This window comes from Oceanobacillus sp. FSL W7-1293, from assembly GCF_037969815.1.
Lineage (GTDB): Bacteria > Bacillota > Bacilli > Bacillales > Amphibacillaceae > Oceanobacillus > Oceanobacillus oncorhynchi.
This window is the reverse complement of sequence record NZ_CP150212.1, coordinates 4,705,912-4,718,204: the sequence shown is the minus strand read 5'-3', so window position 1 is coordinate 4,718,204 and position 12,293 is coordinate 4,705,912. Positions and strand designations below refer to the sequence as shown.

Annotated in this window: 9 protein-coding genes; 7 read left to right on the top strand and 2 right to left on the bottom strand. The window is 39.4% G+C overall.

The genetic code is table 11. The features are described 5' to 3' along the window. Positions 1-324: 324 nt before the first annotated feature. Positions 325-1,083: a MurR/RpiR family transcriptional regulator gene (locus tag MKY65_RS22555; RefSeq protein WP_339181007.1), complete on the bottom strand. Its 759-nt coding sequence runs from the start codon at positions 1,081-1,083 to the stop codon at positions 325-327. 151 nt (positions 1,084-1,234) lie between these two features. Here MKY65_RS22555 and MKY65_RS22550 point away from each other — a divergent pair, with 151 nt between their 5' ends. From MKY65_RS22550 to MKY65_RS22530, 5 genes are all read left to right on the top strand, one after another. Beyond that, positions 1,235-2,824 (top strand): alpha-glucoside-specific PTS transporter subunit IIBC, encoded by a 1,590-nt coding sequence (locus MKY65_RS22550; RefSeq protein ID WP_339181005.1) that lies wholly within the window; start codon positions 1,235-1,237, stop codon positions 2,822-2,824. A gap of 24 nt (positions 2,825-2,848) precedes the next feature. After that, on the top strand, positions 2,849-4,174 hold the full coding sequence (locus MKY65_RS22545) for a 6-phospho-alpha-glucosidase (protein WP_339181003.1): 1,326 nt from the start codon (positions 2,849-2,851) through the stop codon (positions 4,172-4,174). Between the two features lie 235 nt (positions 4,175-4,409). Further along, positions 4,410-5,333 carry an RsiV family protein gene (locus tag MKY65_RS22540; RefSeq protein WP_339181001.1) on the top strand — a complete coding sequence of 308 codons (924 nt, stop codon included), beginning with the start codon at positions 4,410-4,412 and terminating at the stop codon, positions 5,331-5,333. Positions 5,334-5,582: 249 nt separating this feature from the next. Then, entirely contained in the window at positions 5,583-7,982 is a 2,400-nt protein-coding gene (locus tag MKY65_RS22535; RefSeq protein ID WP_339181000.1) for a penicillin acylase family protein, read from the top strand. Between the two features lie 275 nt (positions 7,983-8,257). Further along, positions 8,258-8,839, top strand: coding sequence for a hypothetical protein (locus tag MKY65_RS22530; RefSeq protein ID WP_339180998.1), 582 nt, complete (start codon positions 8,258-8,260; stop codon positions 8,837-8,839). A 63-nt stretch (positions 8,840-8,902) separates the two neighbouring features. On the opposite strand, the gene MKY65_RS22525 is transcribed toward MKY65_RS22530, so the two are convergent. After that, complete coding sequence (locus tag MKY65_RS22525; RefSeq protein ID WP_339180997.1) at positions 8,903-9,667, bottom strand: DeoR/GlpR family DNA-binding transcription regulator; 765 nt, start codon at positions 9,665-9,667, stop codon at positions 8,903-8,905. A 247-nt stretch (positions 9,668-9,914) separates the two neighbouring features. Between MKY65_RS22525 and MKY65_RS22520 the strand changes: the two genes are divergently transcribed. Then, positions 9,915-10,667, top strand: a complete 753-nt coding sequence (locus MKY65_RS22520) for an ABC transporter ATP-binding protein (RefSeq protein ID WP_339185351.1) — start codon at positions 9,915-9,917, stop codon at positions 10,665-10,667. Continuing rightward, entirely contained in the window at positions 10,660-12,285 is a 1,626-nt protein-coding gene (locus tag MKY65_RS22515; RefSeq protein ID WP_339180994.1) for an ABC transporter permease subunit, read from the top strand. The genes MKY65_RS22520 and MKY65_RS22515 overlap by 8 nt, the downstream gene beginning before the upstream one ends. Positions 12,286-12,293: the final 8 nt, after the last annotated feature.

Below are 12,293 nucleotides of genomic sequence, written 5' to 3'. Positions count from 1 at the left end.
GTTGATTGTTCCTTTAATAACCCCCTTGACAAAGATATAGAAGGCGAAGTGTAAAGCGCCGCTGTGGCGGAAAGCGGAGTGGGTGGCCGGAGCGGAGCTATGTACCATCACCAATTCCCAAAAGGCCGGATATTTCACCAAAATGCAAGCATGGTAATGAAGAACATGTTCATTTTGGAATAGCAAGATATATATGTTTATTCTTAGGTGTTAAAGTTGAATTACTTTAAAAAACGGATCTCTATTTATGACAAAGCCTTTCATTTACCTCTGAATTATTGAGGCAGATGAGAGGCTTTTCTTTGCGCTTTTTTAAATAAACGATTAGTCCTCTTGCTGCTCCATCTTCCACTCGCTAAATTTCCGGACAATAATATCAAAAACAATATGAAAGGGCAGGAAACTGGAGTTGTCTACCTTGTTATATAAATAAAACGGTGTGCTGTTTACATAGATATTAAACATGGCATTTTGTGCCAGGAAATTATTTCGCAATGTCGTTACGCTGATATATTTAATATTTCTTGTTTTGAACATATGGATGATTTCGTCCAGATTTTTCGATTCTCCAGATAAAGAAATAATAAATATAAGGTCCTCTTCCCCAAATTCATCAATGCCATCTGTTAAGTCTCGTTCACTTCGCAATATGAGAGACTTCTTATGGAGAGACCATAACTGTCTTTGTACGTTATTGGCTATATCCTGTTGAGCCGTCCCCGTACCATAAATATAGATAAAACTTGCTTCGTCAATCAACTCATTTAACTTGTGGAAATTTAACTGTTCCATATATTTCATGGTCTGTTGTATATCCTGGTTCAGCAATTCCATTAAATCCTGGGAAGTATCTTCAGTGTAAATATTTAATTTAATATAGGATTTCAAATCACTGTAACCATCTAGCCCAATCTTTCTAGCCAGCCGATGAATGGAAGAGATTGAGGTATGGGCATAATCTGCCAAGTCCTGAATTTTCATCGCTTTCATTTCATCAAGATGGTTGTGAATGGTATTAACGATATGTAGATCATTCTCATTCAAGTCTTCGTAGTATTCATTCACCAATTTATCCAGAATCATTTGATTCATCTCCCTGTAATGAAAATGTTTTCACTCTATGAAAATATAATCTAATGTTACTACGTTATTTCTGAATGCGTCAAACCTATTGGAATTTGAAAGCGCTCCCTATATATTGGAATTAGAGATTAAAACAAAGGAGTTTTTGTTTATGAATGCAATCAAGCGGTTTGGCAGTGCAATGATTGTTCCCGTTCTTTTATTTGCGTTCTTCGGTATTGTTGTTGGACTGGCAACGTTATTTAAAAATCCCGCTATTATGGGAGGCATCGCTGAAGAAGGAACAATGTGGTATAACATTTGGACTATTATTGAAAGTGGCGGGTGGACGATTTTTGATCACATGGAATTGGCTTTTGTGATTGGTTTGCCGATTTCACTTGCAAAGAAAGCGCAAGCACGTGCAACACTTGCGGCATTGATGGTTTATCTTGTTTTTAATAATTATATCAATGCGATTCTGACACTTTGGCCATCGACGTTTGGTGTTGATTTATCCCAGGGTGTTGAAAATTTAACAGGTGTGAAAGAGATTGCCGGCATTCCGACATTAGATACAAATATCATTGGAGCCATTGCCATATCTGGTATCGTGATTTGGATTCATAATCGTTTTTATGATAAGAAATTACCTGACATGCTGGGTATCTTCCAGGGGCTTGTATTCGTTACCATTATTGGATTTTTCGTTATGATTCCGTTTGCTTTCCTTATTGCATTGGTATGGCCATATGTTCAGCAGGGGATTGGTTCCTTACAGGGATTCATTACACAGGCAGGCTATATCGGTGTTTGGCTGTTTCATTTCCTGGAACGCGTTTTAATTCCAACAGGGCTGCATCACTTTATCTATACACCGTTTGAATATGGGCCGGCAGCTGTCAACGAAGGCTTAAAACCATATTGGATTTCTCACTTAAATGAGTTTTCTAATTCAACCGCAGCATTAAAGGATCTTTATCCATATGGATTCTTAATGCAAGGGAATATTAAGATGTTTGGCTGTCTGGGTATTGCGCTGGCAATGTACTATTCTACACCGAAAGAGAATCGTAAGAAGGTTCTTGCGCTCGTATTGCCAGCAACGTTAACAGCCGTATTTGCAGGAATTACTGAACCGCTTGAATTTACATTCCTGTTTATCGCACCATACCTATTTGTGATTCATGCGCTTCTTGGAGCGACCATGGTTACGATTATGAACATGTTTGGTGTGGTTGGAATGATGGGTTCCGGATTTATTGAGATAGCTGCGTTGAACTGGATTCCGCTCTCTTCTAATCATGGAGGGATTTATATAGTCCAAGCGATTATCGGGTTTATCTTTGTAGCACTGTACTTTGTCCTGTTCAGGTGGATTATTGTGAAGTTCGATATTGCCTTGCCAGGTCGGAAAACGGATGAGGAGGCTAAATTGTACACAAAACAGGATTATCAAAATGCTAAAAAAGATGAAGGTGGTGCAGATCAAGAAATTGCAGCTGCAACATATGATTCCGAATATGAAGAGAAGGCGGTCTATTATTTAGAAGGACTTGGCGGCAAAGAAAATATTAAGGATGTTACCAACTGTGCAACACGTCTGCGTGTCACAGTGAAGGACCCTGACTTGGTCAAAGGAAATGATTACTTTACCAAAAATCAGATGGCTCATGGAATAGCTCAAAGCGGCCAAAGTATACAGGTCATTGTAGGCCTGAGTGTACCGCAAGTGAGAGATTCCTTTGAAACAAAACTTTAAAAATATATCAGGAGGCGTTTTACAATGAAAAAATTTAACATTACGATTGCTGGAGGCGGAAGTACATTTACACCGGGGATTATTTTGATGCTGCTGGACTATCTGGAAGAATTCCCGATTGATACAATCAAACTTTATGATAATGATGGAGACAGACAAAAAACAATTGCAGATGCATGTGAGATTTTATTAAAAGAACGTGCACCGGAAGTGAGTTTGCTGGCTAGTACCAATCCAGAAGAAGCATTTACTAATGTTGATTTTGTAATGGCACATATCCGGGTCGGCAAATATGCGATGCGTGAACAGGATGAGAAGATTCCATTGAAGCATGGAGTGGTAGGACAGGAAACGTGTGGTCCTGGCGGAATTGCTTATGGGATGCGTTCGATTTCGGGAGTATTGGAACTGGTCGATTATATGGAAAAGTACTCCCCAGATGCCTGGATGCTGAACTACTCTAATCCGGCCGCCATTGTTGCTGAAGCGACACGCAAATTAAGACCGAATTCTAAGATTTTAAATATTTGCGATATGCCGATTGGGATTGAAGAATTAATTGCTAAAAGCTTAGGGTTATCCTCTCGTAAAGAGATGGAAGTAAACTATTATGGCCTGAATCACTTTGGCTGGTGGACAGATATTCGTGATAAAGAAGGAAACAGCTTGATGCCTCAGGTGACAGAGCATGTCAGCAAGTATGGATATACTATGGGCGGACAGGATATCCCTGGAGAAGAAGCAAGCTGGAACAGTACATTTAAAAAGGCGAAAGATGTACAAGCATTAGATGCAGCAACAGTACCTAACACGTATTTAAAATATTATTTATACCCTGATTATGAAGTAGCACATTCCGATAAAAACCATACACGCGCAAATGAAGTAATGGAAGGCCGGGAGAAATTTGTATTCGGTGAATGTCAGGCAATTATTGATAAAGGAAGTGCAAAGGATACGAAGCTTGAAACGGATGACCATGCTTCTTACATCGTTGATCTGGCAAAAGCAATTGCGTTTAATACAAAAGAGCGTATGCTGATGATTGTAGAAAATAATGGAGCCATCGTTAACTTTGATCCGACTGCAATGGTAGAGGTTCCTTGTATCGTTGGCAGCAATGGTCCAGAAAAACTGGTTGTCGGTGAAATTCCGAGATTCCAAAAAAGCCTGATGGAGCAGCAGGTAGGCGTAGAAAAATTAGTAGTAGAAGCGTTTGAAGAGGGCTCTTACCAAAAATTATGGCAGGCGATCACCTTATCTAAAACGGTACCAAGTGCCAAAGTAGCGAAAGATATTTTAGATGACTTGATTGAGGCGAATAAAGCGTTCTGGCCAGAGTTGAAATAGTTTCTATTAGATAAGCAATAGGAGTGGAGACGCTCCTATTGCTTATTTTATGTGGTATGCTCGGACTTTTAAATCTTTTCTCCTGTACGCATTTTCATCATTGAAAAGTTACGATACACCAAGAAGTTGCTGTCCGAACACATGTCTAGTTATGGTAAAATAAAAGGTATTATTAAATAAGGCAGAATATTCAATTCAAGCACAGTCAATATATCATATGGGGAGAGAAAAAGTAATGCAGAAAAAATGTATTATTCTAGGGCTTGCTATACTTATTTTGGGGCTGGTGGGATGCAGCAGCAATAATAATCCTACCAGCAAGGAGACGCAGGAAGCTGCAGCGGATGATTCACGTGAAACAGTGACGGAAAAAGAAGAAATATCAGATGACGCAGATCAAAAAGCAGAAGAACCAGAGAGAAATAAAGCTGATGTTAAAAGTCAAGAAGCTGACGAAGAATTAAAGGAAGACAGGCCAGATGAGAATGAGCAAGAAACCGACATAGAGACGGGAACGGATGAAGCTGAAATAACTGGTGAAGAGCAGGATGATGCAGCATTTCTGTCACCAGCATCGTCAGAATATGAAATCGAAAAGATAGAAAAAGCTGGAGAGTGGACTGAGATTTCTGCAGAATATCCAGTGTTTGGCATAAAAGAAGCAGATAAAGCGATTGAGATGGAAGCCATGAAGTATTTTGAAGAATTTGAGACGGAGTTTGAGGAAAATGAAAAAGAGCTTGCAGAAATTTCGTATGAAGGAGGAGAAAGTCTTTCTTTTGAAGAACCGACAGTAACAGACGAATATGTATCCCTTATGTTTATGCAGGTCATGGATTTTGGCGGACCGCATCCGTTCTTTTATCAGCATCCTTTTAACTATGACTTAAAGAATCATAAGGAATTAACTATTCAAGATTTCGTGAAGGATGAATCACAGCTGAGCAATCTTGGTGATTTAATATATAGTAAGCTGGAAAATGAGGGTCCGGAATTAGATATGCTGGAAGAAGCAACACAGCCGGAATGGGATAATTTTCAGCGTTTTGTACTAACGGAGGATTCAATTATCTTTCATTACGAGCACTATGAGCTTGGACCATATGCTTACGGGGTATTTGATGTAGAGGTAACGTTTGATGAGCTGAATGAACTTTGATGAAAAACTGGCATTCTATTTGTTGGGGAATGGAATGCCATATCGTTTTGGGGGAGAGCTGAATTTGTTTGGCTCTCTTTTTGTATATCTTTTAGGATAGCTCATTTTCAAAACAGACATACCTGTTATAACCCCAAGGCTTGTTGCATATATTCCACATTATAGAAGTCTTGACATACTAATCCATCATGCTATGATTCTCTTTAAAGAGGGATATTTAACCATGTGCTGCAAAGGGGGATTTATTAATTGGCAAAGAGAAAGAAAGCCTACGAAACATTATCTAAGAAAAAAAGATTCCGTAAAAAGAAAATATCAATTGGTATATTAGGATTTATTATTGTCCTGGGTCTTGCTGTTGCTTTGTTTGTAAACGGATACATAAACAAATCGCTGCCAACCACAGAGGGGACGATGGAGCTTTCCATCCTTGAGAATGAAGTCACGGTGATAACCGATGAAGACGGGGTTCCGCATATTCGAGCAGATAACGCCCGTGATTTGTATATTGCACAGGGCTATATTCAGGCAGATCGGCGAATGTTTCAAATGGAGCTCTCTCGAAGACAGGCATCCGGGACGTTGAGTGAAGTCGTTGGCGAGGATGCGGTCAATCAGGATAAGTATTTCCGAACGCTGGGATTAAGGAGAGCAGCGGAGGAATCGTATGAAGTGTATTCAGATGAGTCAATAGAAGTTCTGGAAGCCTTTGCCGAGGGGGTAAATGCGTATATGAAAGAAGCGAAGGCAAATAACAGTTTGCCGATTGAATTCACATTAATGGACTTTGAACCGGAAGAATGGACGCCGGTGGATTCGTTAACGATTGGAAAATTTATGGCGTTTGATCTTGGCGGACACTGGGAGCAGCAGGCTTTTAATTATTATTTGTTGAATAAATATGATGAAGAAAAGGCATATGAGTTATTTCCTGCTTATCCGGAAAACAGACCGACAATCATCCAAGAGGATGAGCTGGATATTGCGGCGAGCTTTGAGGATGCAGTTATTCCGCATCCGTTTAATGGCAGTAATAATTGGGTGGTCAGCGGAGATAAAACAGCATCTGGTATGCCGCTATTGGCAGATGACCCGCACCTTGGGCTTGCTACGCCGTCGATTTGGCTGCAGATGCATTTAGAATCTCATGACGGGTTGAATGTGGGCGGTGTTATTTTTGCCGGGGTGCCAGGGATTATTCTTGGTCATAATGACCAGATAGCCTGGGGCGTGACCAATACAGGACCAGATGTACAGCAGTTATATATTGAAAAGCGTAACCCTGATAACCCAAATGAATTTTTATACGAGGATGAATGGGAAGAAGCAGTAATGATTGAAGAACCAATTAAAGTAAAAGACGCAGAAACCATTGATTATGAAGTCACCAAAACACGTCATGGTCCAATTGTTTCGGAATTTGCGGAAGATACCGGAGCGGATACAGTGCTTTCTTTAAGATGGACGGCGTTGGATCCTAGTACCGAATTGGAAGCAATCATGGAAATGAATCGTGCTGCCGATTGGAAGGAATTTGAAGAGGGGCTGGAGAAGTTCCTTGTTCCCGCACAGAATTTTGTGTTTGCATCGAATGATGGCACAATCGCCTTTAAAGCAAATGGTAAAATTCCTATTTATGAAGACGGGAAAGATGCTTTACTGCCGCTGAATGGCTGGGAAGCGGAGAATGAGTGGCAGGACTTTATTCCATTCGATGAATTGCCTTCGGTTGTTAATCCGGAAAAAGGTTTTATTGCAACGGCTAATAATAAGGTTGCTCCAGATGATTATCCTTATCATATCAGTAATGTGTGGGCACAGCCTTATCGCTATGAGCGGATTGCGGAGGTGCTGGAATCAGGGAATGATTTTACCGTAGAAGAAATGCAGAATTTGCAAATGGACCAGACCGATTTAAGAGCCCGGGAATTTGTTCCTTTATTTCAAGACGTGCTAGCTGGTGAAGCATTAACAGAGCAAGAGCAGGATGCGTTACAATTATTGGTTAATTGGGATTTTGTTATGGATAAGGACGCACCGCAGCCACTTATCTTTGAACGTTGGATGCGGGAAATTCAAAATCGTATCTACCGTCAAGAAATACCAAGCACCATGCGAGGTTTATTTTCCATACAATCCCAAGCAACGGAAAATCTATTGCGCACAGCTTTTCATAGAGAGGATTCCATTTGGATAGAAGAAAATGGCGGATTGGAAGAGGTGTTGGCAAATTCTCTGAAAACAACTGTAGAAAAACTGACAGAAGAACATGGAGAAGATATGTCTGCCTGGGCATGGGGCGATTATCATCAAGTGCAATTTAACCATCCATTATCAGGCATCAGCCCATTTTTAGCGTTTTTCTTTAATCGTGAGGATGCTTTACCTGTTGGAGGAAGCGGCATGACGCCTATGGCTGCCAGCTATCATTCCGAAACAGGCGAGGTCGACCACGGTGCTTCCTGGCGGTTTGTAATAGATACGAACGATATGCATGCCGGATATCATATTGTCGGTCCAGGTCAGGATGGTCATTTTAAGAGTGAATGGTATCAGGATCAAATGAGTGACTGGGTGGAAGGAAATTATCATGAGACGAGGCTGGATGAAACTTCGGGACTGGAGCTGAGGTTGACTCCAGAGGAATGAAATAGGATGAGCGATTAGGATGAAAAATAATGACTCTCTCTGCTTGCTGTTTTTACGCGGAGGAGTCATTATTTTTTAGTTGATGGAAATCATCAAAAATAGATACATTTTTGGGTTTATCCTCCTTGTTCTGTGTATTTTTTGTGATTACAAAGGCTTTATTTATGAAAATAATGAAATAATTAACCTGTAATATAGTATAATTGTATTAGGTTAATCGATGCGAATTATAAAAGTACTCCCCTCATGCTTCTGCGAGGAGAAAGGAGAGAGGAATGGATATTTGGCCAATCCTTTTGCTTACAGCAGGATTAATGGCATTCATCATCTATTTATCAGTTGTAGTCAGCAGGTTATTTTTTATAAAAAAAGAGGCAATTACATCTGGCACAGCAAGTTTATTATTCATTAGCTTTGTTTTAGTAGCGAGCAGTTTTTATATGGTTTTGACAGAGAAAAACGGTATCCTTCCACTTAAGAATATGACGTCGTCTATAGCAGAGCAGCGGAATGATGAGGGGGAGAATATGCAGCCGCTGAATCAGAATAATAAAATGAAAACGGATTTATTAAATGCATGTCTACAGAGGGACGGTATAGATATGCTTTTTGAAGCATTTCCTTTTCAAGATCTGGATGTTTCTCTGCTGGAGGAGGAATGGGGACAACAGGAGGAAACGCTATTTACAGAAACGAATATCGTCGCCAGATTTTCTATAGGGGATGATGATGTTATGTTAATAGAGGATGCTGTTAAGGGAAGTTCTGAAAAAACGCTGATGGAGCAATTTGATTGGGAGAGTCTGGATAGGGATGTGCTGGATTCTTGTTTAGCTGAGATTGGAGAATTAGAATAGTAGTCAGGGGAAAAGCACCTATCAAATTGCATTTGGACGTTTCATGCTGATAGGTGCTTTCAGTTATTCCTTAGAAATAATCAACTCTGTCTTAACCTCGTCAAATCCCCTTATCACCTCTTCTCTCGCTTTCTGATCCGTCACAACATAATCAATCTCATCCAGTCCGGCAATATTTACGGTTACATTCCTTCCAAATTTTGAACTGTCCGCGGCAACATAGACTTCATGAGAAATATCAATAATCTTTTTACGGGCAAGTGCTTCTTCCACGTTGTAATCTGAAATTCCTTTTTCCATGGTAATGCCGCTTGCACAGATGAATGCCTTCTGTATGTTCAATTGGTGAAAGTTAAATAAATAATCATAGGTGACAACAGAGCGTTCATTCTTTCTGACCTTTCCCCCAATAACGATGAGCTCGACATTGCTGTTCATTAATTCAAGTATGACAGGGACAGAGTTTGTAATTACAGTCAGGTTTCGTTTCTCTTTAATATACCTTGCAATTTGATACGTCGTCGAACCGCTGTCCAAATAAATACAGTCTCCATCCTCGATATGTTCATCGCATGTTTTTGCAATTGCTGTCTTTTCCTCTAGATGGCTGATCATGCGTTCTTCCATAGAAACTTCACCAAACTTTGGTTCTGCCAATTTGACGCCGCCGTATATTTTTTTGATTTTTCCCTGTTCGGCAAGCGCACTGATATCTCTTCGCAATGTATCAATAGAAATTCCCATTTCTTCCCGAAGCTCAGGCATTTTCAGTACTTTTTTAACTGTTAACAAATCAATTATTTTCTTTTGTCTCTCAACTGGAAGCATTTTATCCTCCTCATGTAACGTTGTTATTAGTCTATTCTTTAAAGCTAGTTTACGGATAATTTGCAGGATAATCAATCGGTTTTTACAAAAAATTGAATGAAACATGCATAAGTATAAAAATATATAGTTATTATTTATGCACAAATTATGCTTAATTTATATATAATTTACATATTCTTAATAAAATAACAGATTTATCTTAATACTTATTTTATATGATGGGGGTAACTCAGAGGAGGTGGTCATGTTGTTAGAATTACAAAATATCAGCAAACAATTCGACCAGAAAGTTGTATTAGAAAATATCGACCTTACAATTAATAGCGGTGAAATTGTATCGCTGCTTGGACCGAGTGGAAGCGGAAAGACAACTTTATTAAATATTATCTTGGGGTTAACCAAGATTGATCAGGGAAAAGTTGTTTTTAATAACGAGGATCTAAGTCATGTAGCTATGAAAAATCGCGGTTTTAATATTGTCTTTCAAGATTATGCGTTATTTCCACATTTAAATGCTTATGAAAATATTGTATATGGATTACGCAATAAAAAAGAGGGTGCGTCAGCAGAGGAGGTCAGGGAATATATTGATTTCTTAGAGCTGAAGCCACATTTGAAAAAGAGAATTGGCGAGCTGTCAGGAGGACAGAAGCAGCGGGTTGCCTTGGCAAGAACGCTTGTAACGAAGCCGAAGCTGCTGCTTTTGGATGAGCCGTTAAGTGCGTTAGATGGTGTGATTAAGGAATCGATTAAAGAAAGGATTAAGTCGATTGCCAAGGAATTTAATCTGACAACAATTATTGTGACGCATGACCCGGAGGAAGCTTTAACAATCTCCGATAAGATTTTGATTATAAATCAGGGAAATATCTCACAGTTTGGAACACCATTTGAAATTATTAACCAGCCGAAAAATGATTTTGTAAAGGAGTTTATCCTGAGACAGCTTCAAATCAAACGGCAAAATATCTTTCATCTGTTTGGTGAAAAGTATGCGTAATGCAAAACCAGAAATACGGATTATCTTTATCATCATCCTATTACTCTTTTTTGCTTTTCTGTTCATTCCATTGATTGTTTTATTTCTTCGTTCATTTATGACGGAAGATGGAGGGATAGGGCTTTCAAATTATATAGCATCTTTGTCCAATGATGCCTTAATCCATGCAATCGGAAATAGTTTCAAGGTTTCCGGTGTTACAGCGATTATCACAACGACGCTGGCATTTGCTTTAGCATATGCAGTGAATTGTACAAAAATCTATCAGCCTTTAAAGGGTGCTGTCAAAATCGGTATTCTTATTCCCATGCTGATTCCTACGATTACTTACGGGTTTGCTATTATGTACACCTTTGGGAATCAGGGGTTACTGACAAAGCTTTTTGGTAGAAATCTATTTGAAATCTATGGCTTCAATGGATTGCTGATTGGATATGTCATCTATACATTGCCAGCGGCTTTTCTATTGATTCATAACTCGTTTAAGTATATCGATAAAAAGTTTATCATTGTGTCGAAGCTAATGGGCGACAGAACCTTAAGAAGTTTTTGGAACACCGTTACTCGTCCATTGCTAGGAGCCCTGGGAGGAGCGTTTGTTTTATCGTTTATTCTCAGTTTCACAGACTTTGGCATCCCGGCATCGTTAGGCGGTACCTACGATGTTGTTGCCACACAGCTTTATCAAGCGATGCTTGGATCGATTCCCGACTTTAGTGAAGGTGCTGTGATTGCTGTCCTGATGTTATTTCCGGCTGTGATTGGAATTTTTCTGTTGAACTATCTGGAGAGATTTAATTTTCATTATGATAAGTTCAGTGAAACAGAATTAACGCCAAGCAAATTTAGAGACAGCTTTTATGGCGTTATTTCTGTAATTATTTTGCTGGGGATGCTTTCTATATTTGCAGTCATGTTTATTGCACCGTTTGTGACGGCTTTCCCTTACGATTTAAGCTTTACATGGGATCATATCACTGGTGTTTTCCAGTCCAATGACCTTATATCAGTTTATAGAAATTCACTGATTGTTGCAGTTTTAACAGCAGTGTTGGGAACGGTTATCGCCTATGGGTCAGCGCTTCTTAATGCGCGTACCAAATTAAAAGGGAGGCAAACCGTCGATGTCTTTTCGATGATTACCAATACAGTGCCTGGTATGGTTCTTGGTTTATCCTATTTGCTGCTCTTTAATGGGAGCAGTTTAAAAGGAACCTTTCTGATTATTGTTTTATGTAATATCATGCATTACTTTACAACGCCCTATCTAATGGCGAAAAATGCCTTAACAAAAATGAATCCTGGCTGGGAGACCTCCGGAGAATTGCTGGGGGACAGCTGGGTCAAAACGGTATATCGCGTTATTCTGCCAAACTCCATATCTACCGTTTTAGAGATGTTCAGCTACTATTTTATGAATGCAATGGTTACAATCAGCGGTGTTATCTTTCTGGTATCCGCTCAGACAACGGTTGTCGCAAGTAAAATTAATGAACTGCAGCATTTTGCCCAGTTCAATGAAATATTCGTTTTATCGGTGCTTATTTTCTTAACCAATTTATTAGTTAGATCGGTATGTGAAGTTCTTCAAAAAAGAGCAGAAATTTATAAGAAGTGAGGGGAAAA

Bases quoted from the DNA above. Each gene is read 5' to 3' on its own strand.
- MKY65_RS22555 (WP_339181007.1), bottom strand. From the start codon at position 1,083: ATGATTCTGGATAAATTGGTGAATGAATACTACGAAGACTTGAATGAG.
- MKY65_RS22550 (WP_339181005.1), top strand. From the start codon at position 1,235: ATGAATGCAATCAAGCGGTTTGGCAGTGCAATGATTGTTCCCGTTCTT.
- MKY65_RS22545 (WP_339181003.1), top strand. From the start codon at position 2,849: ATGAAAAAATTTAACATTACGATTGCTGGAGGCGGAAGTACATTTACA.
- MKY65_RS22540 (WP_339181001.1), top strand. From the start codon at position 4,410: ATGCAGAAAAAATGTATTATTCTAGGGCTTGCTATACTTATTTTGGGG.
- MKY65_RS22530 (WP_339180998.1), top strand. From the start codon at position 8,258: ATGGATATTTGGCCAATCCTTTTGCTTACAGCAGGATTAATGGCATTC.
- MKY65_RS22525 (WP_339180997.1), bottom strand. From the start codon at position 9,667: ATGCTTCCAGTTGAGAGACAAAAGAAAATAATTGATTTGTTAACAGTT.
- MKY65_RS22515 (WP_339180994.1), top strand. From the start codon at position 10,660: ATGCGTAATGCAAAACCAGAAATACGGATTATCTTTATCATCATCCTA.